The sequence below is a fragment of the Novosphingobium sp. genome (genome assembly GCF_031417815.1).
Lineage (GTDB): Bacteria > Pseudomonadota > Alphaproteobacteria > Sphingomonadales > Sphingomonadaceae > Novosphingobium.
The window spans coordinates 156872-183021 of record NZ_JANOWI010000041.1 but is presented as its reverse complement, the minus strand read 5'-3'; the positions used below and the strand labels follow the sequence as shown (position 1 = coordinate 183021).

Sequence of the window (26150 nt, the reverse complement as noted above, 5' to 3'; positions counted from 1 at the left end):
CCCAACCCTTCCCCACTGGGGAAGGGCTTTGCGCGGCCGGTTTGCAAGGTGGCTTAGCCCAGCAAATGCTCCATCCCGTAAAACCGCGCGGCGGTTCCGGCATAAAGCGCGCGCTTTTCATCGCCGCTGGCACCGTGGGTCAGGCGTTTGAAGGCGTTCCACAGCACGGCATAACTCGCGCCCCATTTATCGACCGGGTAATTGCTTTCGAACATCGCGCGCGAAGGACCAAACGCTTCGATGCAGGTTTCGATATAGGGCCGCCACATCGCCGCCAGCACTTCGGACGAGAGCCCGGCGGCGGGGCCGTGATCGGGTAGCCCAGCGAACGACATGGCGAGGCCGCCAAGCTTGACCGAGACATTCTGGCACTGGCCGATCGCGGTGATTTTCTCGCGCCAGACATCGAACCGTTCGTGCAGCTTGCCGTGATAGCTGGCCATGCCCAGCGGGGTGCCGCAGTGATCGAGGCAGATTGGCTGATCGGGGAACGCCCGCGCCAGGCTGAGCACATCGTCCAGCTGCGGTTCGAGCAGCCAGGCATCGAAAGTCAGCCCGCGTTTGCCAAGTTCCGCAAAGCCTTCGCGGAATTTGGCGTCGTTATAGAGCCCGGCGGGGGCGTGGAACGGCGCGCCCAGCACCGCCGGATCGGCATCCCAGGCGGCGGCGTGGCGGATGCCCTTGAAGCGCGGGCTGGCGGCGGCCAGCGCATCGAGCACCGCGCCGGCCGTGCTGCCCTGGGTCAGATCGGCATGGCCGATGATCGCTTCGCACAGCCGCAAATTGCCATAGAGCCCGCTGGCGCTTTGCGCGGCGACGCCGTTTACATATTCGACCTCGCCCACCACCTTGAGCGCATCGCTGGCCCCGGCGTTGTAGAACGCGCCGCATTCCATGAACACCGTGCCGATCACGTTGTGGCCGCTGGTGGCGTCGGCGTGGATCTCGTTGAAGGTGTAGTACGGCGAGAGCGCGATCGCCGCGATGAACGGGTGGCGCGGCTCAGGGAAGGCCGCCATCAGCGGGCGCAGATCCCACAGGTGGTGGTGCGGGTCGATGATCTGCAGTTCGGGTTCGATGATCGCTTCGGTCATGGGGGGCCTCTCCTTGTGCCGCGCAGCTTATGATGCCTTGCGCGTTTGACAAGCGCGCTTCGCGGGCACATTAACCGATCGATTAAAAATGTGGAGAGTGCAATGGCGGGCGACACCGATTTTACCGGCAAACGCGTGCTGGTGGTGGGCGGATCGAGCGGGATCGGCAACGGCATCGCCCACGGCTTCCGCCTGCGCGGGGCTGACGTGCACGTCTGGGGCACGCGGGTCGATCCCTCCGATTACGACCCGGCCGATGGCTCGGACCTGTCCGGCCTTGCTTACACCTGCGTCGATGTGGGTGATCCCGATGGAATCGCCGCTGCGCCCTTGCCGTTTGCAGGGCTGGACGTGCTGGTGCTGTGCCAGGGCACAGTGGTCTACAAACGCGGCGAATTTGCCCGCGAAGGGTGGGACCGGGTGATGGCGGTCAACCTCGACAGCTTGATGCACTGCGCGAACAAGTTCCGCGATCAGCTTTCCGCCGCCGCTGGCAGCCTGATCACGGTCAGTTCGGTTGCGGCCTTTTCCGCGCAAGTTGGCAATCCGGCTTATGCCGCGTCGAAAGCCGGGGCCGTTAGCCTGACCAAAACGCTGGGGCAGGCCTGGGCGCCGCTGGGTATCAGGGTCAACGGAATAGCGCCCGGCTTTGTCGATACCAAGCTGACCAAAGTGACCACCGAGCATCCCGAGCGGCTGGCCCGCGCGATGGAGCGGATTCCGCAAGGCCGCATGGGCACGCCCGAAGACATGGCTGGGGCAGTGCTGTTTCTGGCCTCCCCGTTGGCCAGCTACGTTACCGGCCAAACGCTGATTGTTGATGGCGGCCTTTCGCTTTGAAAAGGAATTAACCGATGAATTTCGAACACAGCGACAAGGTGAAAGACCTGCTGGCCAAAGTCAGCGCTTTCATGGACCAGAACATCTATCCCGATGAGGAAGCCTATCACGACTTCGTGACCGATCCCGCCAACCAGTGGCAGGAATGGCCGGGGATGGAGGGGCTGAAGGAAAAGGCCCGCGCGCAGGGGCTGTGGAACTTGTTCCTGCCGCATGAATATGGCGCATTCTCGCCCGGCCTGACCAACCTTGAATATGCCCCCATCGCCGAACTGCTGGGCCGGGTGCCGTGGTCAAGCCAGGTGCTCAATTGCTCAGCTCCCGATACCGGCAACATGGAAGTGCTGGCCAAGTTCGGCAGCCCTGAGCAGCAGGAAAAGTGGCTGAAGCCGCTGCTCGATGGCAAGATCCGTTCGGCCTATGTGATGACCGAACCGCAGGTGGCATCATCCGATGCGACCAACCTCGAACTGTCGATCACCCCCGATGGCGATGACTATGTGCTCAACGGGCGCAAGTGGTGGATTTCCAATGCGATGCACCCGCGCTGCGACATCTGGATCGTGATGGGCAAGACCGATTTTGGTGCCCCGCGCCATGCCCAGCATTCGCAGATCCTGGTTGAACCCGGCACGCCCGGGATCACCATCGTGCGCCACCTGACGGTGTTCGGATCGCACAATTCGCCCGGCGGAGAGGTTGAATTGCGGTTCGACAATGTCCGCGTGCCCAAGGGTAATCTGATCCTGGGTGAGGGGCGGGGGTTCGAGATCGCGCAGGGCCGCCTCGGGCCGGGCCGGATTCACCACTGCATGCGCTCGGTCGGGCAGGCCCAGCGCGCGCTGGAAATCATGGCGCGCCGGGCCGACAGCCGCACCGCGTTTGGCAAAAAGCTCGCCGATCAATCGAGCATCCGGCAGGATATCGCCAAAAGCTTTTGCGAGATCGAGATGTCGCGGCTGCTGACACTGAAGGCCGCCGATGCGATGGACCGGTTCGGCAACAAGGTGGCCAAGGACCTGATCGCCGCGATCAAGGTGGTCGCCCCGCAGATGGCGCAGACCGTGTGCGACCGGGCAATCCAGGTCCACGGCGGGATGGGGGTTTCGGACGATACGCCAATCGCCCGGTTCTTCACCTTGAACCGCTTCGTGCGGATCGCCGATGGTCCGGACGAAGTGCACATGAGCCAGCTCGGCAAGGCCAAGATCAAGGAATATGTCGCGATGAACGCGCGGTGATGCGATGAAAGCTCTCAGATACCACGGCGCACGCGATGTGCGGTTCGAGGCGATGGATGATCCGGTGCCGCAATCGGATCGCGACGCCATTGTCAAAGTCACCGCCTGCTCGATCTGCGGGTCCGATCTGCACATCTATCACGGCCACGGCTTTAGCGAGGATAACGGCTACTGCGTCGGGCACGAGGCGGTGGGCGAGGTGGTCGAGGTTGGCAAGGCGGTGTACCGCATCAAGGTGGGCGACAAGGTCATGCTGCCCGCCGCCGTGGGCTGCGGCGCGTGCCGTTCGTGCCTGGCCGGCAATGTCGCAAACTGCGAGTTTGGCCTTGGCGCGTGTTATGGTCTGTCGGCGCGGTTGCAGGGTTCGCAGGCCGAAGCGGTGCGCGTTCCGGCGGCGGACATGAACGCGGTTTTGGTCCCCGATGGCGTGTCAATGGACCAGGCCCTGATGATGACCGATGCACTGGCCACCGCGTGGTACGGTGCCCGCCGCGCCGATATCAAACCCGGATCTTCGGTGGCGATCATCGGCCTCGGCCCGATCGGGCTGATGGCGGTGGAAAGCGCCTTCGTGATGGGTGCGCATGTGGTCTATGCGGTCGATCCGGTGCCCGAGCGCCGGGCGCTGGCTGCCGACGCCGGAGCCATTGCGCTCCATCCCGATGAAGTGATTGACCGGGTCAAGGAAGACACGCGCGGGGCCAAGCTGGAATGCGTGGTCGAAGTGGTTGGCAGCGATGCCACGGTTGATCTGGCGCTGCGGCTGGTGGCCCGGCGCGGCACCGTGTCAGTGATCGGGGTGCAGCAATCGAAGCGCTATGCCTTCCCGCTCGAACGGGCGTTCGGGGCAGGGCTGACCTTCCGGGCTGGGACCTGTTCGGTGCCCGAAGAATTGCCGGCGCTGTTCCCGCTGGTCCAATCTGGCCGGTTGCGCCCCGAAAAGTACATCAGCCACCGTCTGCCGCTCAGCCAAGGCGCCGAGGCTTACCGGCTGTTCGAAGCGCGCGAGGCGGGCGCACTAAAGATGGTGCTGACGCCCGGTTGACGCTCCGAAACGGATAGTCAGCGCACAAATCTGCTGCTAACGCGGCGGTGCATGGCCGCTGATAGTCCCGATTCATCCCTGTCGCTTGAACGCGTCGCTCTTTCGCGGGCGCTGGCGCGCGTGGCGATGCAGGATCGTGACGCCCTGCAGGAAGTCTATCGGCGTACCTCGCGGAAACTTTTCGGGATCTGCCTGCGTATCTTGGGCGAGAGGGCCGACGCAGAGGACGCCATGCAGGAAGTGTATCTAACAATCTGGCGCCGCGCCGGCAGCTTTGATCCGGCGCGCGGCAGCCCGATTTCATGGCTGGCTGCGCTGACCCGCAACCGCGCGATCGATCTGCTGCGGCGTTCGGGCCGGCGCGAGATGGCGCCGATCGAACTGGCCGACGAGATTGCCGACGAAACCCCCGACGCGGAAACGGCATTGCTGCAACTGGGTGATGATGCCCAGATCAATACCTGCATCGAAACGCTGGCGAAAAGCGATGCGACGATGATCCGCACGGCCTTTTTCGAAGGTACGACCTATGCCGAACTGGCCGGGCGCAGCGCTATGCCGCTGGGCACGGTCAAAAGCCGGATTCGCCGCGCCCTCCTCAAATTGCGGGAGTGCCTCGGATGACCGACGAGGACGATCTGCTCGCGGCTGAACTGGCGCTGGGATTGAACGACGATCCCGCGGCGCGCGCGCGGCTCGCCGGGGATGCAGCTTTGGCCGAACGGGCGGCATGGTGGGAACAACGCTTTGCCGGTCTGGCCACAGCGCTGCCACAGGATGCTGTGCCCGATCTGTGGCCGCGGATTGCCGCTGCCCTGCCGCAAAATGACAATGCGCGCGGCGTGCTGCGCTGGAAGCTGGTCAGCGCGGCAATGGCGGCGGTGGCCGTGGTTGCGCTGGTGATGGTGGCGCAGCGCCCGCAGATCGCGCTGCCTCCGCAGCCCGGACCGCCGGCCGTCGCCAGTCTTTCGGGAGAGCGCGGCAGCGCCCTGGCAATCAATTACGATACCGCGTCGCACCGTCTGACCGTGGCTCCGGTGAAACTGGATTCGGGCAAGGGCGATGCCGAGCTGTGGGTGATCCCGGTCGGCTCCGAGCAGCCGATATCACTCGGCGTGATCGATGCTGCCAAACCCAGTTCGCACACACTCAATCCGTCGCAGGCCCGGCTGGTCGCGCCCGGCGCGACATTCGCGATCTCGCTCGAGCCAACTGGCGGTTCGCCCACCGGAAAGCCAACCGGGCCAGTCGTGGCCAGCGGCAAACTGATCGAAACCTGAAATCTTTTTTGGGCCGGGATGCATCCACAGGAATTGTGGCTGCGTATCTTGGTTGCTGGAGCGATTGGACGCCCGGCACCCAAGGAGATTTCCCGATGAAGCTCAAGATTGCCCTTGCCGCCACCGCGCTGTCGCTGGTGATGGCACCTGCCCTCGCCGGAACGATGATGCACCACGGCAACCCGATGGTTGGCGGCGCGGCGATGTACCCGACCAAGAACATCATCGAAAACGCGGTCAATTCCAAGGATCACACCACGCTGGTTGCCGCTGTCAAGGCCGCCGGTCTGGTCGAAACCCTTTCGGGTCCGGGCCCGTTCACGGTCTTCGCGCCGACCAATGCGGCGTTTGATCGTCTGCCCGCCGGCACCGTCGGCACGCTGCTCAAGCCCGAAAACAAGGGCACGCTGACCGCGGTGCTGACCTATCACGTGGTTGCCGGGCGCATCACCAGCGGCCAGCTGATCAAGTTGATCAATGCCGGCCGCGGCAAGGCCGTGATCACTACGGTCAGCGGTGCCAAGCTGACCGCCAAGAAGATGGGCAAGAACATCGTTCTGGTTGATGCCAAGGGCGGGGTGGCCACGGTCACCACGGCCAACGTCATGCAGTCGAACGGTGTGATCCACGTGATCAACCGCGTCCTGCTGCCCTAGTCACCGAAAATGTGTGCGGCCGGCATTGTGCCGGCCGCGCGCATGAGCCTCGCCGGCATACCCACCCCTCCCGTGCCGGCGGGGCTCAAACCTTGGCACGGTGGACGGCATTGGCAGCGCTCAGCACCGCGCGGACCGATGCTGTCGCAACATCCTCGTCGATCCCGACACCCCACACGGTCTTGCCATCCGGGCCAACGCATTCGACATAGGCCGCCGCGCGCGCATCGGACCCGGCGGTCATCGCATGTTCGGCATAGTCCTTGACCTCAAGCGCAACCCCGAAGGTTTCGGCCAGCGTTGCCACCACCGAGCTGATCAGCCCGTTGCCGCGGCCCGAAACCGATTGTTCCTGGTCATTCACCGCGATCTTGCCGGCAAACAGCCGGGTGCCATCGGCCGCCTTGCTTTCCTCATAGTCGAGCAGCTGGAAGTGCTGGGGGGTACCGAGGTGATAGACCCGTTCGAACACCTGCCAGATATCGTCGGCAAACAGTTCGCGTGCCGCGCTATCGGCCAGTTCCTGGACGTGGCCCGAAAAGTGCGCCTGCATCTTCTTGGGCAGCTTCAGCCCCTGATCCTGTTCAAGCACCCAGGCGAAGCCGCCTTTGCCGCTTTGCGAATTGACCCGGATCACGGCTTCGTAATCGCGGCCCAGATCGGCCGGATCGATCGGCAGGTAAGGCATCTCCCACAGCTGGTCGTTCTTCGCCTCCATCGCGGCAAAGCCCTTCTTGATCGCGTCCTGGTGGCTGCCTGAAAACGAGGTGTAGACCAGTTCGCCAACGTAGGGATGGCGCGGGTGGATCGGCAGCTGGTTGCAGTATGCGACCGTCGCCGCGATCTCATCGATGTTCGAGAAATCGAGGCCGGGGTGAACGCCTTGCGTGTACAGGTTGAGCGCGACGGTCACCAGGTCGCAGTTGCCGGTGCGCTCGCCATTGCCGAACAGGCAGCCTTCAACGCGGTCTGCCCCGGCCATCAGCCCCAGTTCCGCCGCAGCAACGCCGGTGCCGCGATCGTTGTGGGTGTGGAGGCAGATCACCACCGCCTCGCGGTTCGGGATCATCCGGCTGAACAGCTCGATCTGGTCGGCATAGACATTGGGCGTCGCGCACTCGACCGTGGCGGGCAGGTTGAAGATGATCGGCTTGTCGGCGGTGGGTCGCAGCACGTCCATCACCGCCGCGCAGACTTCGACCGAGTACTCGACTTCGGCGGTCGAGAAGGTTTCGGGGCTGTACTGGAAGGTCCAGTCGGTGTCGTGATACTTCGCCGCCTGATCACGCAGCACCTTGGCGCCATCGATCGCGATCTGTTTGATCTGGTCCTTGTCCATGCCGAACACGACCTTGCGCCAGACCGGCGAGACCGCGTTGTAAAGGTGGACGATCGCCCGGCTGGCGCCTTCAAGACTGGCAAAGCTGGTCTCGATCAGATCGCGGCGAGATTGGGTGAGGACCTGAACCAGCACATCCTCGGGAATCCGGTCGGACTTTACCAGGCCCGAAATGAAATCGAAATCGGTCGCGCCTGATGCGGGGAAACCAACTTCGATTTCCTTGACGCCGACCTTGAGCAGCAGGTCGAAGAACCGGCTTTTCTTTTCCGCGCCCATCGGATCGATCAGCGCCTGGTTGCCATCGCGCAGGTCGGTCGAGAGCCAGCGCGGGGCCTTCTCGATGACCTTTGAGGGCCAGGTTCGGTCGGGCAGATTGATCGGCGGGAAAGGGCGGTACTTGACGCCCGGGGTGTTCAGCATGGTCATGACGGTATCTCTGATCTGGCTTTGCGACTGGGTGGCGGCTTACTTCGTCCCTTGAGCGGCGCTGCGTGCCGCGAAAGGTGCACGCCAGCTCACGCCCAAGGGCGGATAAGTCGCAGGGTAAGGCCAAGGCGCACGGTCATGGATCAGCCTATGGCGGGGCGCGCCGGGCTTGTAAAGAGCCGAGCGCGGGCCCCGCAGCCCTTGCAATTTCGCGATTCAGGCCCATATCGGCGCTATCGCATCAGGCCACATTGCATGCCGGCGACTGAGAGACCACCCGCGCTCCCGCACAGGGAGCGAAGCTTTGGATCTCATGAAACTACTCTACAAACATCAGGTTGCGCTGATCCAGGCCGACGAATTGTCGCGCGCTGGACACGATAGCGATACCAGCATCGCCGGCGAACTGGCGGTCCAGATCCGCAGGGTGCGCCAGTGCCTGGGTGTAACGCATTATGAAATGGCGCTTGCAGCATGAGCCGGGCGATGAACATCCGGCTGCCCCAAGCCGAAGTGGTTGCGGCCTGCGCCGCGGCCAAGGTTGCGATCAGCGCAATCGAAGTGCTGCCTTCGGGCGGGACCCATCTGGTCTGCCTCAATATCGAAGGCGCCGACGAGATGCGCCACAAACTGAAAAAGCACTTGATCGAAGGCCGGGTAAAGCGTTTCCCCTTCCTGATCGCCAACAAGTATTAGCCAGGCTTGCGGCAATGCGGACAATGGTGCCCCTCGGCATAGTCCGGTGATGCCCGCTCGGCTTCATCCAGCGGATGTCCGCAGCCCTTGCAGGCGGTGTGTCGGCCCGGCACCAGTCCGTGGCCGACACTGACGCGTTCATCGAACACGTAGCATGCGCCCTGCCACAGACTTTGATCGGCCGGCACGTCTTCCAGATACTTCAGGATTCCGCCCTTGAGGTGGTAGACCGCCTCGATCCCCTCGGCCTTCAGAAACGCGGTCGATTTTTCGCAGCGAATCCCGCCGGTACAAAACATCGCCACCTTTGTTTGCGGGCCAGCTGCCAGCAGCCGGTCGCGGTGCGCACGGAACCATGCGGGAAATTCGCGGAATGACCGGGTTGCGGGATTGATCGCCCGCGTGAAAGTGCCGATCTTCACTTCATAGGCGTTGCGGGTATCGATCACCACAGTGCCGGGATCGGCAATCAGCGCGTTCCAGGCGGCGGCTTCAACATAGTGCCCGGCGCCTTGCAGCGGATCGATGTGCGGTTGCCCCATCGAAACGATTTCGGCCTTGAGCCGAACTTTGAGCCGCTTGAACGGCATGGCTTCGGCGTGCGAATACTTCACCGCAAGGTCTGCGCAGCCGGGCAGCGCGCGCAGGAACGCGATCACCGCTGTGATCCCCGCATTGCTGCCGGCAATCGTGCCGTTTATCCCCTCGCGGGCCAGCAGCAGCGTGCCTTTGATGGCCTGCGCCCGGCACAGCGAAAGCAGGTCACCGCGCAGCGCCGCAAGACTATCCAGCGGCGTGAACTGATAGAGCGCGGCGATGCGGATCGGATGCGCGTCAGGGGGCATTGCCCGCACCCCATAGGCTATTTCGCGTGGTCATTGCCAGCGCCCGATGCGGTGGGGCTTGACACCACGATCTTCTATTCGATATTTCAACAAATATCGAATCAAGGGGTTGAAGCAATGCGCAGCGAAACCGCGATCCGCGCTTTGGGCGCACTGGCCCAAGAACACCGCCTCGCCGCGTTTCGCTTGCTGGTGGAAGCTGGGCCAACCGGACTTGCCGCTGGGGCACTGGCTGAACGGCTCGCGATCGCGCCTTCATCGCTGAGCTTTCATCTGGCGCAGCTCGCCAATGCCGGGCTGGTCGCGCAAGTCCGCCAGGGCCGCTCGATTATCTACACCGCCGATTTCGCTGCCATGGGCGCACTGGTGGGCTATCTCACCGAAAACTGCTGTGAGGGGGCATCCTGCTCGTCCGCCGTCGCCATGCCAGCTGCTTGCTGCTGAACGCCGATGCCCGAGGTCACGTCAGTCTTGGTGCTGTGCACTGGCAATTCCGCGCGCTCGATCTTGGGCGAGGCGCTGTTTGCGCGGCTCTCCGACGGAAAGATCGCGGCTTACAGCGCTGGCAGCAAGCCCAAAGGTTTTCCGCATCCCGGCGCGCTGCGATTGCTGGAGCGGCGCGGGTTCGATCCATCTCGCTTTAGCTCGAAAAGCTGGCATGTGTTCACCGGTCCGGATGCTCCGAAAATCGATCTGGCAATTACGGTCTGCGGCAACGCTTCGGGCGAGGCCTGCCCAGTGTTCCCCGGTGCACCCTTGCGCGCACATTGGGGCTTGCTCGATCCGGCTGACGCCGAAGGTAGCGAAGCGGATGTGGATGCCGCCTTTGAGGAGACGGCACGCCTGCTTGAAATGCGGATCAGGGCCTTTCTTGCGCTCGATACTGCAGCGATGGATGCACCGGAATCGCAGCAGGCTCTGGCCCGCATCGGGGCGATGGAAGGGGCGGCATGAAGCGGATCATTGCTGCTGAGGCGCTTGGCTCGGCGCTGCTGTTCGCCACTGTAATCGGTTCGGGCGTGATGGCCGAGCAATTGGCGGGCGGCAATGTGGCCGTGGCGCTGCTTGGCAACACGATTGCCACCGGAGCGATGCTCTATGTCCTGATCACGATGCTGGGACCGGTTTCGGGCGCGCAGTTCAACCCGGCGGTCAGCGTGGTGATGCACTTGCGCGGTGAGGGCCGCGGGGCCGAACTGGCCGCGCGGATCGCGGCACAGCTTGCTGGCGGGATTGCCGGGGTGTGGATTGCGCACGCGATGTTCGATCTGCCGGTTCTGCAACTCTCCACCCATGCCCGCACCGGGCCCGGGCAGTGGCTGGGCGAGTTCGTTGCAACTTTCGGTCTGCTGCTGACGATCATCGGTACGCTGCGCCACCGCGCCGAAGCGGTGCCGACCGCGGTCGCGCTCTACATCACCGCAGCTTATTGGTTCACGTCCTCCACCAGCTTTGCAAATCCCGCAATCACGGTGGCACGCAGCCTGTCCGATACCTTTGCCGGGATTGCCCCGGTGGATGTCCCGGGCTTCATTCTGGCGCAATTGGCCGGGGCATTGGCGGCGCACGTTTTCGCGCGCTTTCTCTTTTCCGAAAGCGCGGTATAGCCTGACGTTTCACAGGCCAGGACCAACAGATGAGCGCTGCCAGAAAATTTGATACGAACCGCCTTGCCCGTATCGATCGCCTCATCAAGGAGCGCTACCTTGACAGCGGCCTTTTGCCCCACGCCCAGGTGCTGGTTGCCCGCGATGGCGCGGTGGCGCATTTCTCTTCGCAAGGTCCGGCGCGCGCCTCTGATACCCTGGGAGGCGGCAAACCGATCGACGAGGGATCGCTGTTCCGCATTGCCAGCATGACCAAACCGGTCACCTCGATCGCGTTCATGCAGCTGCTCGAACTGGGGCTGGTGGCGCTTGATACGCCGGTTCACGCCGTGCTGCCCGAATTCAAGGGGCTGGAGGTTTATGCCGGGGGCGGCGGCGGCGTGCGGTTCATGACCAGGCCGTGCGAGCGGCCGATGCAGATGGTCGATCTGCTGCGCCACACCAGCGGGCTGACCTATGGCTTCCAGAACCGCTCCAACATCGATCTTGCGATGCGCGAGGGCAAGTTCGAGAACTGGCACGGGAATCTCGATCTCGATCAATTCGTCGCCGCGCTGGGCAAGCTGCCGCTTGAATTTTCACCGGGCGCAGCGTGGAATTATTCGGTCTCAACTGACGTTCTGGGGGCAGTTGTGCAGCGGCTTTCAGGCAAAACGCTCGACCGCTATTTCGCCGATCACATCTTTGCGCCGCTGGGCATGGTAGACACATTCTTCGCGGTGCCCGAAAACAAGATCGACCGGCTGACCGATTGTTACACTTTCATCCCCGGCAAAGGCCGCGTGATGTATGATCGCGGCGCCGAAAGCGCTTGGAGCCGCATGCCGCGCCAGCTTTCGGGCGGCGGCGGGCTGGTTTCGACCGCGCTCGACTATCACCGTTTCTGCCTGATGCTGCTGAATGGCGGCAATTATGAAGGCTCGCGGATCATCGGCCGCAAGACGCTGGAACTGATGACGATGAATCACCTGCCGGGCGGCGCCACAATCGCCTCGATGTCGAAATCGCTGTTCAGCGAAGAGGCCTATGACGGGGTCGGGTTCGGGCTCGGCTTTGCGGTCAACCTGTGCCCGGCGCGCTCGATGCTGCCGGGCTCGGTCGGCGAGTTCAACTGGGGCGGAATGTTCTCGACCTACTTCTTCGTCGATCCGGTCGAACGGGTGACAATGGTGTTCATGACCCAGCTTTCGCCCAGCAGCACCTATGCCGTGCGGCGCGAACTCAAGACCTTGATCTATGCTGCGCTCGATTGATGGCAAATGATCTTTACGAAGAAATGGGGCTGACCCGGATTGTGTCGACCGATCCTACCGGCAAGGCCTGCCTCGAATATGCGGCGCGGCCGCAGCAATGCCATTCGGGCGGGGTGGTGCAAGGCGGGTTCGTTAGCGGATGGATCGATGCGGCGATGGCGCATGCGGTGATCGCCAAAGTGGGCCAAGACGTGGTGCCGATGACGCTGGAACTGAAAGTCAGCTTTCTTGGCCCGGCGCGTCCTGGCCCGGTGTTTGCCGAAGGCTGGATCATCAAGAGCGGACGCAGCACCGCCTTTGTCGAAGGCAGGCTGACAGACGGGGCAGGAAACCTGCTGGCCACGGCCTCCAGCACCTTGATGCTGGCTGACCGTGGCCGGGTTGAGGCTGCCGCCAAAGCGGCAACTGCAACTTAGGTTAGATATTCAGCATCGCGTTGAGCCTGGCCACCACTTCGGGGGTCAGGTCAACCTTGGCCCGCGCAGCAAGCGTGGCCTGCGCGTCAAGGATCGACTGCTGTGCGGCAAGCAGGCTGGCCTGATCGGCGGCCAGCGTCAGCTGCGCGGTGGCAAGCGTTGCCTTGGCGGCATCGAGTTCGACCTGCGCCGCAGCAATCGCCGCAGCATCGGGCGTTGCCGCTGCCTTCAGTCCATCCAGCTTGGTCTGCGCGGCATCGACCGCGGTCTGGGCACCGGTGACCACGGTGGTGTCAGCCGCGACCAGCGCATCGTACTTGGCCACGGCTTCATTCCCGGCAACCGTCGCCAGCTTGTATTCGCGCAGCTGGCCAACAATCGACTTGTCAGACGCGTGCGCAAGGCCGTTTTCCGAAGCATGCGCCGCGTTGAGCGACTTGAGGTACGACGCACCCTTGGTCAGGCTGGCATCAGGCCGGTTGGCCTGGCTTTTGGCGCTGGCATTGACGCTGACTTCGGCCCCGGCTTTGGCCTTGCCGCTGGAATGCGCCGAAGCCCCGGCAGCGGTGCTGGCAGCAGCGGAGCCCTGCGGCACACGGGCAGGCGCGCCATGCGGCACCCCGGCAGGAACGCCATGCGGAACGCCCGCAGGCGCGCCGCGCGGAATTCCGGCCGGCGGACCTGCCGGGACACCTGCTGGCGGTGCGGCAACCGCAGCCGTCGCAGAGAGTGCAATTGCGGCGATTCCGAAACGAATGGTACTCTTCATCATTGTCTTACTCCTGATCGTTCTGCCCCCGATTGGCGTAATGGCGTTTAATTGAAGATGCTGAGCCGGACCCCGGCACCGAAGCGCGGGCTGGCATCATTCAGCCCGGCCAGGCCGTAAAGCGTGATCCCGAATTTATCAGAAACACGCTGGGTCAGATAGGGCGCGATCACCGCTTGCGATTCCAGACCGGTCGCCACCGGCTCGCGGTAGCTGAAGCTCGCGCCCAGATCGGTGCGCGGCGAAGGCTTGAAATTGATCCCGGCAGTCGCCGTGATGCCGTTGCTGAGCTGGTAAGCGGCGGGGCTGCCAAGCCATGAATAGCCGACCGAGCCGAACAGCATGGCGCCCGGCGCAACGGTCTTGAACGCGCTAAGCTGCACCGAATAATCCACTTCGCCCGTGCCGATGGTATCCGCAGCGGTTGGCACTTTGACCGTACCGCCCAGTTCAAACGCGGGCAGTGCGCCGTTTTCCAGTGTCAGCAAGTAGCCCGACGAAAGGGTCAGGTCACCAAGCCCCGAAGAGTTGACAGGGGTGGTGCTGTTGGGATCGAACACCACCACGCCGCCAACCACGCGGCCCGGTCCCTCGACCGAAACATAGGGCAGACTGGCGGAAACCCGGAACCGGCCCGAGCGCAGCTTGGCTTCGATCGGAATGCTCCAGACCTTGGTGTCAGTGGCCGCGCCGTAGCTGCCTACCGAATAGTCTGCCCCGGTGGACAGCTCGAATTCGGTGGTGTCGACGCTAACCGCGTCGTTCTCGTTGGTCGCTTGCGCAAAGGCGGCGGTGGACGTGGCCATCACCAGCAACGGTGCAGCAAACAAATGAACCTTGGACATTGAAAACTCCTGTTGCCTGCGGGCGTTTAGACTGCATGGCTGAATGGCAGACGAACAAACCCGCTTTTCGTGGTGTTAAGCAAACGAACGGATCGCGCATTTTCATGCACGTTCGTTGCTTTTTTCGGTAACGCGGTATCGGTTTGGGTCAGAGCGAAGCGGTCTTGCTCGCGAACCTGCAGTTCGCGGTGGTTAGCGCAGGGTTAATCCCCGAACCTCGGCGCCGTGCTCGTCAAGTTTTGGCGGCACGCGCCGCTCGTCCGGGGTGCCGCGGCCAAAGCGCACCGGCTGCGCCTGCTCGACGTAAGGTCCGACATGCGGGTGCTCGCGGCGGCGGAAAAATCCGGTTGCGTTCAGGTGCGGGTCGTCGATGACTTCGTCCAGATCGCGCACCGGCTGCGCGGGTAATTGCGCCGCGTGACAGGCATCCAGCAGCTGCGCCGTGGTCATTTGCGGGGTCAGTTCAGCCAGCCGCTGGTAAAGCGCATCCTGTTGGGCCACCCGTCCGCGGGCATCGGCAAAGCGCGGATCGGCAAGGAACGCGGCATCGTCCAGGATCCCGAAGATCCGGTCCCAGGCGTCGAGCGTATAAATCACGATGCTGATGTGCCCGTCGCTGGTCGCGAAGGGCTGGCGATAGGGATCGATCTGGCGGCCATAACCGGCCGGGCCGAGCGGTGGTTCAAAAGTCTGCGCGTCAAGGTGCTCAAGCAGCATGAAGCTGGTGAAGCATTCGAACATTGGCACTTCGACATATTGGCCCTCGCCCGTGCGCTGGCGGTGGAACAGTGCCGCCAGCGCGGCATAGGCACCGTGCAGGCCGGCTACCTTGTCGGCGATCAGCGAAGGCAGATAGCGCGGGCTGGGATTGCCATCGACCCGCGGCAACAGCGTGGCGGTGCCGCTCGCCGCCTGGATCACATCGTCATAGGCCTGCAGATCGGCATAAGGGCCATCCTGCCCGAAGCCGACGCAGTGCAGGTAGACGATCTTCGGATTGAGCGCGCTGACCGCAGCATAGTCCAGTCCGAGCCGCTCCAGCGCCTTGCCGCGCACGTTGACGGCGAACATGTCAGCATCGGCCAGCAGACCCAGCATCACCTGGCGGTCTTCCGGGTTCTTGAGATCAAGCACCACCGAGCGCTTGCCGCGGTTGAGCGCCAGGAAACCCGGCGCCATGCCGGGCCCGCCCGGCGATGCGCCCGACCAGCGAAAGGCATCGCCCGATCCGGGCACTTCCACCTTGATTACATCGGCGCCAAGATCAGCCAGGATTTGCGTGGAATAGGGGCCGAAGACCACCGAGGTCAGGTCGATTACCTTGATCCCATCGAGCATGCCCGGTTGCATCGCGTTCCTCCGTAAGCGTCAAAATGCAGTGTCGTTAATCGAACGATTAACACAAGCGTGAACTTCGCGTAACCTGCCCGGCATGACCCAGATTCGCCCATTCACGCTCGCCGTGCCGCAAGCCCAGCTTGATGACCTCAATTCCCGGATTGATCTGACCCGCTGGCCCGAAAAGGAATGCGTTGACGATTGGTCGCAAGGCACGCCGCTGGCCGCGCTGCAGGATTTGCTCGGGTACTGGCGCGGCGGTTATGATTGGCGGCGCTGCGAGGCGCGGCTTAACGCCTTGGGCCAATACACCACCGAGATCGATGGGCTCGACATCCATTTCATCCACCGCCGCTCCTCGCACGCCGATGCGCTGCCGCTGGTGATTACCCACGGCTGGCCGGGTTCGGTGGCGGAATTCCTGGGCGTGATCGATGCCTTGGCCGAGCCTGATGACGGCGGACTGGCGTTCCACGTTGTCGCGCCGTCGCTGCCGGGGTTCGGCTTTTCGGGCAAGCCGGAGCGGGCGGGCTGGGGCGTGGAAAAAATCGGCCAGGCCTGGGCGCAGCTGATGCAGCGGCTCGGCTACAGCCGCTGGGTGGCACAGGGCGGGGATTGGGGCAGCGCGGTGACCACCGCGATCGGGGTGCAGCAGCCAGAAGGCTGTCTGGGCATCCACCTCAACATGCCGATCGCCCGCCCCACGCCCGAAGACCTTGCCGCGCCCAGCCCGGCCGAGGTCAAGGCGCTGACCGCGCTCAAGCATTATCAGGATTGGGATTCGGGCTATTCGACCCAACAACGCACGCGCCCGCAGTCGGTCGGATATGGACTGGTCGATAGTCCAGCGGGACTGGCCGGGTGGATTCTGGAAAAGATGTGGGCCTGGACCGACAATCAGGGATCGCCTTACGACGCGCTCAGCCGCGATCAGATCCTCGACAACCTGATGCTCTACTGGCTTCCGGGCACCGGCGCGTCTTCGGCGCGGCTCTATTGGGAAAGCTTTGGCTCGTTCGCGCCGCATGCGATCAGCCTGCCGGTTGCGGTCAGCGCGTTTCCCAAAGAAATCCTGCCGACCCCGCGCAAGTGGGCCGAACGCAACTTCGCAAACCTGGTCCACTGGGGCGATATGGAGAAAGGCGGCCACTTTGCCGCATGGGAGCAGCCTGAGGCTTTTGTCCGCGAACTGCGCACTGCCTTCGCGCTGATGGCCTAGGCTACTTCGCTTTCACAAACCCGGCGCTGATTTCAAGATCAACCTGATCGCCAACCAGCCCCAGGTCCGCCGTCAGGCCAAAGTCTGACCGCTTGATCGATGTGGTGGCGTGAAAGCCGATGGTCAGCGCGCCGCCAAGCAGCCCTTTGCCCGCACCGACAAAGCTTGCATTCAGCGTGACCGGCTTTGTAACGCCGTTAAGCGATAGATTGCCGACGATCCTTGCGCTTTTGCCATCCGCACCGGGGACCACAGCGGTGGACGTGAACACGGCGTCAGCTGGCTGCGGGCCAAAATAATCAGGCGAGCCATTGCCATTGGGACGCAGCAATGCGCCAGTAAGCCCGACACTGGCGGTGGTAAGCTTGCGAACCGGGATCCGCACCGCCACCTTGGCCCGTTCGAGATGCGCCGGATCGATCACCAGGGTGCCACTGATCGTGCCAAACAGCCCCAGAGCATCGTTGAAGCCCATGTGGCTGACCCGCCAACCCACCACGGTGTGCGCCGGATCGGCTTGATAGGTCCCGGCAAGTACACGTGCCGGATCAGGCTGGCCAGGCAGCGGCCCCGCCGCCCACAGCATCCCCGCAAACGCGAGCGAAGCGATGATAGCGGAACCAAATCGGGCAGGAGCGGGGATGCGCATTGACAGTCTCCAAAGCAACACAGCGTCAAATCGTGGCGTTACGCCGCTTGATGCGGTCTGAACAGCCGCAGCCGCCACTTGCCTCGCGCCAGCCATTGGTTAAGCCTGTCTTTTGGGGAGACCAGCACCATGACGATCTATGCCGAAGCCGATGTTGCCGCCGCCGGGGATGCGCCAGGGCTGGGCCAGAGCCTTGAGAACCGCCACGTAACCATGATCACGCTGGGCGGGATCATCGGCGCGGGGTTGTTCGTGGGATCGTCGACCACCATTTCGCAGGTCGGCCCCGCAGCGGTGGTCTCGTTCGCGATTGCCGGCCTTGCGGTGATGCTGGTGATGCGGATGATCTCGGAAATGGCTTCCTCGCTCGATGGGGTGCAGGCCTTTCCCGATTTCGCGCGGGCGGGGCTGGGGCACTGGGCCGGGTATCTGTCAGGCTGGCTCTACTGGTATTTCTGGGCGGTGGTCGTGGCGATCGAGGCGGTGGCGGGAGCCAAGATCATCAACGCATGGTATCCACAATTTGCCGAATGGCAGATTGGTGTGGCGCTGATGCTGGCCTTGACGGCCGTGAACTTGCTGTCCACCCGCACCTACGGCGAGTTTGAATTCTGGTTCTCGCTGATCAAGGTCGCGGCGATTGTGGCGTTTATCGCGCTGACTGGCGCGTTCGTCTTCGGGGTCACCAATCCTGATGGCGCGAGTATTGCTGCATGGACCGGCTATGGCGGGTTTGCGCCCAAAGGCTGGGGCGTGGTGCTGGCTGCAGTGGCATCGACCATCTTCACGATGTGCGGGGCCGAGATCGCGACGATCGCCGCAGCCGAAAGCAAGGAAGGCGCGAAAGTCATCGGGCGGCTGTCGCTGTCAGTTTCGATCCGGATCCTGTTCTTCTACGTGATCTCGCTGGGGCTGATCGTGGCGGTGCTGCCGTGGAACGAAGTGCAGCCGGGCTATTCGCCGTTTGCCGCCACGCTGGCCGCGATCCAGATCCCCTATGGCAGCCAGATCATGACCGCGCTGGTGCTGGTGGCGGTGCTCTCGTGCCTCAATTCCAGTCTCTACATCACCTCGCGCACGCTGTTTGGCCTCGCGCGGCATGGCGATGCGCCGCAGTGGCTGGTTTCGGTCAATAGACGCAAGGTGCCGGCGCGGGCGATCGTGGTGGCCAGCCTGTTCAGCTACGCCGCCTACGCCGCTGAGCGGCTTTCGCCCAACACGGTGTTCAGCTTCCTGATCAATTCTTCAGGGGCAACGATGCTGCTGCTCTACATCATGTGCGCGGTCTCCCAATTGCGGATCCGCCGCAGACTTGAGGCGACCGCACCCGAAAAGCTGACGCTGAAGATGTGGTTGTTCCCGTGGCTGACCCTGGCAACGATCGGCGTGATGGCCGCGGTGCTGCTGTTCATGGCGGCATCGCCGATGCTGGCCAGCCAGTTCTGGCTGAGCTTGCTGGTCGCGGGGGGCTTGCTGGCTGCGTTTGCCGTCATGAAAAAGGCCCGGGGTTAAGCCCGGGCCTGTTTCGCTCGACAGATCTGCTGATTCTCAGTTCTTTTCCTGATCGACCAACTTGTTCTTGCCGATCCACGGCATCATTGCGCGCAGCTGCGATCCGGTCTTCTCGATCTGGTGCGCTTCGGCGGCCTTGCGCGCGGCCTTCAGCTCGGGCTGGCCGGCGCGGTTATCAAGCACGAAGTTCTTGACGAACCGGCCTGACTGGATGTCAGCCAGCACGCGCTTCATCTCGGCCTTGGTTTCGGCGGTGATGATCCGCGGGCCGGTGGTGATGTCGCCGTATTCAGCCGTGTTGCTGATCGAATAACGCATGTTGGCGATCCCGCCTTCATAAAGCAGATCGACGATCAGTTTGGTTTCGTGGAGGCATTCGAAATAGGCCATTTCGGGGGCGTAACCGGCCTCGACCAAGGTTTCGAACCCGGCCTGGATCAGATGGGTGATCCCGCCGCACAGCACCGCCTGCTCGCCGAACAGGTCGGTTTCGCACTCTTCCTTGAAGTTGGTTTCGATGATTCCGCTGCGGCCGCCGCCAACCCCGCTGGCATAGGCCAGCGCAACATCATGCGCGTTGCCGGTCGCATCCTGGTGCACCGCGATCAGGCACGGCACGCCGCCGCCCTTCTGGTATTCGCTGCGCACGGTGTGGCCCGGGCCCTTGGGCGCAATCATGATCACGTCGATATCGGCGGGAACCTCAATCAGCCCAAAGTGGATGTTGAGCCCGTGGGCGAAAGCCAGCGCCGCACCGGGCTTGATGTTGCCCGCAATGTCGTCGGCCCAGATCGCCGCCTGGTGCTCATCGGGGGCGAGGATCATCAGCACGTCGGCCCATGCCGCAGCGGCCTTGTTGTCCATCACGGTAAACCCGGCGGCTTCGGCCTTCTTGGCGCTGGCCGAACCGGGACGCAGCGCGATCGCCACATCCTTGACGCCGCTATCGCGCAGGTTCTGTGCGTGGGCGTGGCCCTGGCTGCCATAACCGACGATGGCGATCTTCTTGCCGGTGACCAGATTCAGATCGGCATCGGCGTCGTAGTAAACCTTCATTCTTCAGTCCCTTACCCTACATTCGTCATGCTGAACTCGTTTCAGCATCCATTGTGCCCCGTTCCCCGCCCTGTGCCTGTTGCACGATGGACCCTGAAACAAGTTCAGGGTGACGGAGGAAGGGGGCGGTGAAATCCTAGGCCGCCTCGGCCCCGCGCATCATGCCGACGACCCCGGTGCGGCCAACCTCGACCAGCCCCAGCTCGCGCATCAGGCCGACGAAGCGATCGATCTTGTCGGGCGCGCCGGTCAGTTCGAACACGAAACTGCTCGTGGTGGTGTCGATCACCGAGGCGCGGAACACTTCGGCCAGCCGCAGCGCTTCGACCCGGGCATCACCAACCCCTGCCACTTTGACCAGCGCCAGTTCGCGTTCGACGTGATCGCCCATTTCGGTCAGGTCGATCACCTTGTGGACCGGCACCAGCCGTTCGAGCTGGGCGTGAATCTGGTCGATCACTGCGGGCGGGCCGTGGGTCACGATGGTGATCCGGCTGACCGCGTGGTTTTCGGTAATGTCGGCCACCGTCAGGCTGTCGATGTTATAGCCGCGCGCGGTAAACAGCCCGGCGATCTTGGCCAGGATTCCGGCCTCGTTATCGACCATGATGGTCAGCACGTGCCGTTCCGAGGCTTCTTGCTTGATCTTCATCATCGTTACACCAGCGCCTTTGCCGCATCGTCCATCGAACCGGCGACCTTGTCACCATACAGGATCATATCGGTATGCGCCGCGCCCGATGGGATCATCGGGTAGCAATTGGCTTCCTTGGCCACGCGGCAATCGACGATCACCGGGCCATCATGATCGATCATCGCCTGAATCCCGGCGTCGAGATCGGCTTCATGTTCGATGCAGATGCCTTTCCAGCCATAGGCTTCGGCGAGTTTGACAAAATCGGGCAGGCTGTCCGAATAGCTTTCCGAATAGCGGCTTTCATAGGTCAGTTCCTGCCACTGGCGGACCATCCCCATCCATTCGTTGTTGAGGATGAACACCTTGACCGGAAGCCGGAACTGGGTTGCCGTTCCAAGCTCCTGGATGTTCATCTGGATCGAGGCATCGCCGGCGATGTCGATCACGAGCGATTGCGGATTGCCGCACTGCGCGCCGATCGCCGCCGGAAGGCCATAGCCCATCGTGCCGAGTCCGCCCGAGGTGAGCCACTTGTTGGGGGCATAGAAACGAAAGTACTGCGCCGCCCACATCTGGTGCTGGCCGACTTCGGTGGCGATAATCGGATCGCGGTGCTTGGTCAGCGCGAACAGCCGCTCAACCGCCAGCTGCGGCATGATCGCGCTGTTGTTCACCGGATAGGCCAGACTCAATCGCGCCCGCCAGCCGTCGATGCGGGCTTTCCACTCGGTCAGGTCCTGCGCCTTGCGGGTGCCCCAGGCTTCGATCAGCTGTTCCAGCACCATTGCACAATCGCCCAGGATCGGCAGATCGACCGGCACCGTCTTGTTGAACGAGCTGCGGTCGATATCGATATGAATCTTGGTCGAATGCGGCGAAAAGGCATCAAGCCGCCCGGTCACCCGGTCATCAAACCGCGCGCCGATACAGACCATCAGATCGGCCCGGTTCATCGCCATGTTGGCCTCAAACGTGCCGTGCATGCCCAGCATGCCCAGCCAATCGGGGTGATCGGCGGGGAACGCGCCCAGACCCATCAGCGTGGAGGTAACCGGCGCGCCGGTCAGGTCCTGCAGCCGGCGCAACAATTCAGACGCGCGCGGGCCTGAATTGATCACCCCGCCGCCGGTGTAGAAAATCGGCGCCTTGGCATTGGCAAGCAGTTCGATCGCCTTGGCGATATCCCGTTCGCCCGCGCGGCTGGGCGGATTGTAGCGGATCTTGCGCTGCGGCGGACCATCGAGCAGCGTAGCCGAGGCGACCTGAACGTCTTTGGGAATATCGATCACCACCGGGCCAGGGCGGCCGGTGGTGGCGATCTGGAACGCTTCATCGATGATTGCCGCCAGTTCCGCCGGGTCTTTCACCAGGTAGTTATGTTTGGTGCAGTGACGAGTGATGCCGATGGTATCGGCTTCCTGAAATGCGTCCGAGCCGATCAGCGGCGTGGCGACCTGTCCGGTGATCACCACCAAAGGGATCGAATCCATAAAGGCATCGGCAATCCCGGTGACCGCATTGGTTGCGCCCGGGCCGGAGGTGACCAGCACCACGCCGGGCTTGCCGGTAGAGCGGGCATAGCCTTCGGCGGCGTGGGCCGCGCCCGCTTCGTGGCGCACCAGAATGTGGCGAATGCGGGCATCGCCGAACAGCGCATCATAGATCGGCAGCACCGCGCCGCCGGGATAGCCGAACACGAATTCGACCCCCTGGCGGACCAGGCTTTCAACCAGGATACTGGCGCCGCTGCGCTCCTCGCTCACGATACATTCTCCAACTTCAATTCCCCTCCCGCTTGCCGGAGGGGTCAGGGGTGGGCTTGGGCCGCATATCAGGCCCGCCCCCGGTCCTTCCCGCAGGCGGGAGGGGCGTATCCCCCATTACAGGACCGACCCGGCACAGTTGCCTGTGCCGGGTCTCTCTCCAACTCGGATCGCTCTGGCAAGAGCGGATATGCCGCCAGCCTCTATGTATAACGAAATGTCATGTCAAGCGCTAAACACGCAATAATGATGCGAAAATGCTATCCACTTCGTAATCTTGACACTCGACCCGCAGCCAGTCGGCGGGCAGCTGGTTGCGCATCCAGGTATATTGGCGCTTGGCGTAATTGCGGGTGTTCTGCTGGCCCATGGCAATCGCACCATCGCGGTCCCAGCTGCCATGCTGCCAGCCGGCAATCTCGCGCACCCCGATTGCACCCATCACCGGCAGCAAAGGATCAAGCCCGCGCGCCAGCAGCACCGCGACCTCAGCCACCGCGCCGCCCTCCAGCATCGCCGCAAACCGGGCATCGCAGCGGGCATAGACCAGATCGCGCGGCGGCAGCAGCACGGCGGGGGCCAGGGCTACCGCTGCGCCGATCCCGCCCGCCAGCTCGCGCTGCCAGCTTTTGAGCGAGCGTCCGCTCGATCGCACCACTTCCAGCGCGCGGGCCAGCCGCTGCCGATCACCGCGGTTAAGTTGCAGCGCATAGCCTTCATCTTCGCGCAGCAGCGCCAGATACAGCGCAGGGGTATCCATCGCCCGCACTTCTTCCCGCACTGTGTCGTGGATCGGCGGCACCGGGGCAATCCCGTCGAGCAGCGTGCGGATATACAGGCCTGTGCCGCCCACCACGATCGGCACCGCACCGCTGGCATGGGCCGCAGCAACGGCCTTCCTGGCCTCACCAGCCCACTCCGCCGCAGAACAGGCATCGGCCCCGTCCCAAGCGCCGAACAGGCGGTGTTCGATCCCCTGCATATCTTCGGGCGAGGGGCGGGCGCTGAGCACGGCCAGATCGGCATAGACCTGTGCGCTGTCTGCATTGATAACGACGCCTTCGCGCCCGCGCGCCTTCAGCGCCAGTGCGAGGCGGACCGCCAGATCGCTCTTGCCGCTGGCGGTTGGCCCTGCGATGAGCGCCAGCGGCGGGAGATCGACCGATTCAGGGGAATGCGAAGTGCTCATTGCGCGGGTGATAGCAGATCAGGCGGCGCTGTCCGCCCATAGCGGCGCGGCAATCCACGCGATTGAGGCTTCGGGCGCAAAAGTGCTGGGCGCCGATCCACTGGCAAGCGATGATGGCGTGCTGCAATTGATGGTCGATCATGGCGAAGCGGCGGTCCTGCGCGGGGTGATCGATCGGCATTTTGTGCCGTCTGACCTGCTGATCACCGATCATCTGCCGCAAATGCCGCGGGTATTCGTATCGGACATGGATTCGACCATGATCGGCCAGGAATGCATTGATGAGCTGGCCGACTTTGCCGGACTCAAGGATCAGATTGCCGCAATCACCGAACGGGCGATGCAGGGCGAACTCGATTTTGTCGCCGCGCTGACCGAGCGGGTGCGGCTGCTGGGCGGGCTGGGTGAAGGTGCAATCCAGCAATGCCTCGATGAGCGCATCCGCGACATGCCGGGCGCAGCCACTTTGGTCGCAACGCTGAAGGCACATGGCTGCGTAACGGTGCTGGTCACCGGCGGCTTTCATGCCTTTGCCGATCCGGTAGCCGCGCGGCTCGGGTTTGAGCGGGTGGTCGGCAATCGGCTCGCGGTTGCGCAGGGCAAGCTGACCGGCGCCCTCATGGGGGATATTGTCGATAGCGCGGTGAAGGAACGCGTTCTGCGCGAATGCGTGGCGGCGGCTGACGGCGCGCACAGCCTTGCCACCGGAGACGGGGCCAATGATATCCCGATGCTGCAAGCCGCGGACTATGGCATTGCCTATCACTCTAAGCCCAAAGCCCGCGCTGCAGCCAACGGCGCGGTGGATCACGGCGATCTGACCAGTGTGCTGCGCTTGCTGGGGATTGCGCGCGGCGCGTGGGCCGAATAATCGGTATTGACACTTCTGTAAGTAAGTCACATTAACAGGCTTGCCATGAACATGATGACCCCGCCTCTCGATGCTCGGCCCTCACAGCGCCAAGCCCATGTCGATTTTGCTGCAGCCGATCTGCCGATCATGCTGCCGGGCCGCCCCAAGGCGCGCTACAATCTGCCCAAGGCCTGGCACCACTTCAAGGAACTGGTCAAGGACAAGGAAGATACCGCGCAGGTCACGCCGATCTTCGAAGCACTGCCGTGGCGCGGGATTTACAAAGCGGCGCTGGGCTTTTTGGGGACCGAGCGCGGGCAGGAAATCCGCCGCAAGGAGCCCTCGCTGGTCAAGATCCTCGATGATCACGCTGCGCTGCGAAAAATGCCGCCCGGCAGCCTCGCCCACGTCTATTGCGATTTCATGGAGCGTGAGGGCTTGTCCGCGCAGGGCCTGGTCGACGAACTCGACAAGAACCGCCCGGCTGAGATGTACTGGGACGATCAGGTCACCTGGTATTTCAACCGGATGCGCGACACGCATGATCTGATGCACATTCTCAGCGGTTTCGGCCGCGATGCACTGGGCGAACAGTGCGTGCTGGCCTTCACCTACAGCCAGCAGCCAAGCCCCGCGCACCTGTTCCTGGGCTATGCCGGCGGGCTCGAAATCCGCAAGCACCCGGTCAAGGTCCCGGTATTCCGCGCAGTGCGTGAAGCGCAGAACATGGGCAAGGCCTGCCCGCGGCTGGTCGAAATGTCGATCACCGAGCTGCTCGCGATGCCGATCGAGGATGTGCGGGCGAAACTGAACATCAAGCCGCCGAAGTTTTATAACGAGGCGCACGCCATCTGGCGCGCGGCCGGGGTTGATCCGTATGATCTGATGGCACCCGAGCAAGCGGCGGCCTGAACCCGCTAGGTCCTCTCCATTTTCGCGTAGTGCAACGGGGGAGGTGGCAGTCGCTTTAGCGACTGACGGAGGGGTCTCGACCCTCGCGCCATTACCCCTCCGTCAGCGGCTAGCGCCGCTGCCACCTCCCCATTTGTGGCCTTCGCCAAAAATGGAGAGGATCTTTGGTGGTCACCGCAATTCCTTGCGGATCACCAGCTTCAACCCTGACCACACATCGTCCACCGCGCAGACCTTGGTATCAACAAACCCCAGCGGCAGGCACAGCTCGCGGATGGTGTCTTCGGTTACGTCGGAGGCCACGCCTGAGGCCTGTTTGGGCCAGCTGACCCAAACCTGACCGTCCGGCGTGATCTGGTGGCGCAGGCTCGTCAGCCGCGCGTCCAGCGCGCTGCGCTCTGTCACAAACACATGCGCCGCATCGATCCCTTCGGCCGGATTGGCCACGAACATCAGCTCCAGCGCATATTCGGCGATTTCGTCGAACACGTCTTCGGGCATGCCATCGAACCACACCCGCATGCCGTCGCGCAGCGAGAGCTTTTTAGCGAGCGGGGTGGTTGAGTAGCCTGTGGTCATGCCAACCGTTCCTTCCAAATCCAAGGTCGTCACCCTGAACTTGTTTCAGGGTCCATCGTGCCATCCGCCCGAAGCGCGGAATCGTTAG

General features: G+C 63.2%; 29 protein-coding genes. 17 read left to right on the top strand and 12 right to left on the bottom strand.

What is annotated here, in order from left to right:
* Positions 1-53: 53 nt before the first annotated feature.
* Complete coding sequence (locus RMN99_RS10645) at positions 54-1094, bottom strand: amidohydrolase family protein (RefSeq protein WP_309623296.1); 1041 nt, start codon at positions 1092-1094, stop codon at positions 54-56.
* Positions 1095-1196: 102 nt separating this feature from the next.
* Between RMN99_RS10645 and RMN99_RS10640 the strand changes: the two genes are divergently transcribed.
* The 6 genes from RMN99_RS10640 to RMN99_RS10615 all read left to right on the top strand — a co-directional run bounded on the left by RMN99_RS10640 (position 1197) and on the right by RMN99_RS10615 (position 6156).
* Positions 1197-1934 (top strand): SDR family oxidoreductase, encoded by a 738-nt coding sequence (locus tag RMN99_RS10640; protein WP_309623295.1) that lies wholly within the window; start codon positions 1197-1199, stop codon positions 1932-1934.
* Between the two features lie 14 nt (positions 1935-1948).
* Positions 1949-3175 carry an acyl-CoA dehydrogenase family protein gene (locus tag RMN99_RS10635; RefSeq protein ID WP_309623294.1) on the top strand — a complete coding sequence of 409 codons (1227 nt, stop codon included), beginning with the start codon at positions 1949-1951 and terminating at the stop codon, positions 3173-3175.
* Between the two features lie 4 nt (positions 3176-3179).
* Complete coding sequence (locus RMN99_RS10630; RefSeq protein WP_309623293.1) at positions 3180-4220, top strand: alcohol dehydrogenase family protein; 1041 nt, start codon at positions 3180-3182, stop codon at positions 4218-4220.
* Between the two features lie 51 nt (positions 4221-4271).
* The gene (locus RMN99_RS10625) at positions 4272-4844 is read left to right on the top strand and encodes a sigma-70 family RNA polymerase sigma factor (RefSeq protein WP_309623292.1); all 573 of its coding nucleotides are present in this window, start codon (positions 4272-4274) and stop codon (positions 4842-4844) included.
* The gene (locus RMN99_RS10620) at positions 4841-5500 is read left to right on the top strand and encodes an anti-sigma factor domain-containing protein (protein WP_309623291.1); all 660 of its coding nucleotides are present in this window, start codon (positions 4841-4843) and stop codon (positions 5498-5500) included. The genes RMN99_RS10625 and RMN99_RS10620 overlap by 4 nt, the downstream gene beginning before the upstream one ends.
* Positions 5501-5595: 95 nt before the next feature.
* Positions 5596-6156 (top strand): fasciclin domain-containing protein, encoded by a 561-nt coding sequence (locus tag RMN99_RS10615; protein WP_309623290.1) that lies wholly within the window; start codon positions 5596-5598, stop codon positions 6154-6156.
* Between the two features lie 85 nt (positions 6157-6241).
* Here the strand turns inward: RMN99_RS10615 and leuA are convergent, their stop codons facing one another.
* Positions 6242-7924: a 2-isopropylmalate synthase gene (gene leuA / locus RMN99_RS10610; protein WP_309623289.1), complete on the bottom strand. Its 1683-nt coding sequence runs from the start codon at positions 7922-7924 to the stop codon at positions 6242-6244.
* A 304-nt stretch (positions 7925-8228) separates the two neighbouring features.
* On the opposite strand from leuA, the gene RMN99_RS10605 reads away from it, so the two are divergent.
* Positions 8229-8402, top strand: a complete 174-nt coding sequence (locus RMN99_RS10605; protein WP_309623288.1) for a hypothetical protein — start codon at positions 8229-8231, stop codon at positions 8400-8402.
* Positions 8399-8620, top strand: a complete 222-nt coding sequence (locus RMN99_RS10600) for a hypothetical protein (protein WP_309623287.1) — start codon at positions 8399-8401, stop codon at positions 8618-8620. The genes RMN99_RS10605 and RMN99_RS10600 overlap by 4 nt, the downstream gene beginning before the upstream one ends.
* On the opposite strand, the gene RMN99_RS10595 is transcribed toward RMN99_RS10600, so the two are convergent.
* Positions 8617-9465 (bottom strand): rhodanese-related sulfurtransferase, encoded by an 849-nt coding sequence (locus RMN99_RS10595; protein WP_309623286.1) that lies wholly within the window; start codon positions 9463-9465, stop codon positions 8617-8619. The two genes, RMN99_RS10600 and RMN99_RS10595, sit on opposite strands and share 4 nt — an antisense overlap.
* A 117-nt stretch (positions 9466-9582) precedes the next feature.
* Here RMN99_RS10595 and RMN99_RS10590 point away from each other — a divergent pair, with 117 nt between their 5' ends.
* Genes RMN99_RS10590 through RMN99_RS10570 form a run of 5 tightly spaced genes read left to right on the top strand, consistent with a single transcriptional unit; the run spans position 9583 to position 12741 of the window.
* Positions 9583-9909, top strand: a complete 327-nt coding sequence (locus tag RMN99_RS10590; protein ID WP_309623285.1) for a metalloregulator ArsR/SmtB family transcription factor — start codon at positions 9583-9585, stop codon at positions 9907-9909.
* Positions 9910-9915: 6 nt separating this feature from the next.
* Positions 9916-10419, top strand: coding sequence for an arsenate reductase ArsC (locus tag RMN99_RS10585; protein ID WP_309623284.1), 504 nt, complete (start codon positions 9916-9918; stop codon positions 10417-10419).
* Positions 10416-11072 carry an MIP/aquaporin family protein gene (locus RMN99_RS10580; RefSeq protein ID WP_309623283.1) on the top strand — a complete coding sequence of 219 codons (657 nt, stop codon included), beginning with the start codon at positions 10416-10418 and terminating at the stop codon, positions 11070-11072. The genes RMN99_RS10585 and RMN99_RS10580 overlap by 4 nt, the downstream gene beginning before the upstream one ends.
* 29 nt (positions 11073-11101) lie before the next feature.
* On the top strand, positions 11102-12325 hold the full coding sequence (locus RMN99_RS10575) for a serine hydrolase domain-containing protein (RefSeq protein WP_309623282.1): 1224 nt from the start codon (positions 11102-11104) through the stop codon (positions 12323-12325).
* Entirely contained in the window at positions 12325-12741 is a 417-nt protein-coding gene (locus RMN99_RS10570) for a PaaI family thioesterase (RefSeq protein ID WP_309623281.1), read from the top strand. The genes RMN99_RS10575 and RMN99_RS10570 overlap by 1 nt, the downstream gene beginning before the upstream one ends.
* A gap of 1 nt (position 12742) precedes the next feature.
* Here the strand turns inward: RMN99_RS10570 and RMN99_RS10565 are convergent, their stop codons facing one another.
* The 3 genes from RMN99_RS10565 to RMN99_RS10555 form a co-directional block, all read right to left on the bottom strand.
* On the bottom strand, positions 12743-13513 hold the full coding sequence (locus tag RMN99_RS10565) for a hypothetical protein (RefSeq protein WP_309623280.1): 771 nt from the start codon (positions 13511-13513) through the stop codon (positions 12743-12745).
* 44 nt (positions 13514-13557) lie between these two features.
* Positions 13558-14355 (bottom strand): transporter, encoded by a 798-nt coding sequence (locus RMN99_RS10560; protein ID WP_309623279.1) that lies wholly within the window; start codon positions 14353-14355, stop codon positions 13558-13560.
* 192 nt (positions 14356-14547) lie between these two features.
* Positions 14548-15705 carry a CoA transferase gene (locus RMN99_RS10555; RefSeq protein WP_309623278.1) on the bottom strand — a complete coding sequence of 386 codons (1158 nt, stop codon included), beginning with the start codon at positions 15703-15705 and terminating at the stop codon, positions 14548-14550.
* Between the two features lie 82 nt (positions 15706-15787).
* Between RMN99_RS10555 and RMN99_RS10550 the strand changes: the two genes are divergently transcribed.
* The gene (locus RMN99_RS10550; RefSeq protein WP_309623277.1) at positions 15788-16912 is read left to right on the top strand and encodes an epoxide hydrolase; all 1125 of its coding nucleotides are present in this window, start codon (positions 15788-15790) and stop codon (positions 16910-16912) included.
* Between the two features lies 1 nt (position 16913).
* Here the strand turns inward: RMN99_RS10550 and RMN99_RS10545 are convergent, their stop codons facing one another.
* The gene (locus RMN99_RS10545) at positions 16914-17561 is read right to left on the bottom strand and encodes a YceI family protein (protein ID WP_309623276.1); all 648 of its coding nucleotides are present in this window, start codon (positions 17559-17561) and stop codon (positions 16914-16916) included.
* A 129-nt stretch (positions 17562-17690) separates the two neighbouring features.
* On the opposite strand from RMN99_RS10545, the gene RMN99_RS10540 reads away from it, so the two are divergent.
* A complete protein-coding gene (locus RMN99_RS10540; protein ID WP_309623275.1) occupies positions 17691-19073 on the top strand; it encodes an amino acid permease in 1383 nt (460 codons plus the stop codon).
* Between the two features lie 36 nt (positions 19074-19109).
* Here RMN99_RS10540 and ilvC read toward each other — a convergent pair whose 3' ends face one another.
* The 4 genes from ilvC to miaA form a co-directional block, all read right to left on the bottom strand.
* On the bottom strand, positions 19110-20129 hold the full coding sequence (gene ilvC / locus RMN99_RS10535) for a ketol-acid reductoisomerase (protein ID WP_309623274.1): 1020 nt from the start codon (positions 20127-20129) through the stop codon (positions 19110-19112).
* A gap of 136 nt (positions 20130-20265) precedes the next feature.
* Complete coding sequence (ilvN, locus tag RMN99_RS10530) at positions 20266-20781, bottom strand: acetolactate synthase small subunit (RefSeq protein WP_309623273.1); 516 nt, start codon at positions 20779-20781, stop codon at positions 20266-20268.
* Positions 20782-20786: 5 nt separating this feature from the next.
* On the bottom strand, positions 20787-22529 hold the full coding sequence (ilvB, locus tag RMN99_RS10525; RefSeq protein ID WP_309623272.1) for a biosynthetic-type acetolactate synthase large subunit: 1743 nt from the start codon (positions 22527-22529) through the stop codon (positions 20787-20789).
* Between the two features lie 232 nt (positions 22530-22761).
* A complete protein-coding gene (gene miaA / locus RMN99_RS10520) occupies positions 22762-23718 on the bottom strand; it encodes a tRNA (adenosine(37)-N6)-dimethylallyltransferase MiaA (protein WP_309623271.1) in 957 nt (318 codons plus the stop codon).
* Between miaA and serB the strand changes: the two genes are divergently transcribed.
* On the top strand, positions 23711-24589 hold the full coding sequence (gene serB / locus RMN99_RS10515) for a phosphoserine phosphatase SerB (protein ID WP_309623270.1): 879 nt from the start codon (positions 23711-23713) through the stop codon (positions 24587-24589). The two genes, miaA and serB, sit on opposite strands and share 8 nt — an antisense overlap.
* Before the next feature lie 45 nt (positions 24590-24634).
* Complete coding sequence (locus tag RMN99_RS10510) at positions 24635-25483, top strand: Coq4 family protein (protein ID WP_309623269.1); 849 nt, start codon at positions 24635-24637, stop codon at positions 25481-25483.
* Positions 25484-25654: 171 nt separating this feature from the next.
* Here RMN99_RS10510 and RMN99_RS10505 read toward each other — a convergent pair whose 3' ends face one another.
* On the bottom strand, positions 25655-26062 hold the full coding sequence (locus tag RMN99_RS10505) for a DUF3052 family protein (RefSeq protein ID WP_309623268.1): 408 nt from the start codon (positions 26060-26062) through the stop codon (positions 25655-25657).
* Between the last annotated feature and the right edge of the window lie 88 nt (positions 26063-26150).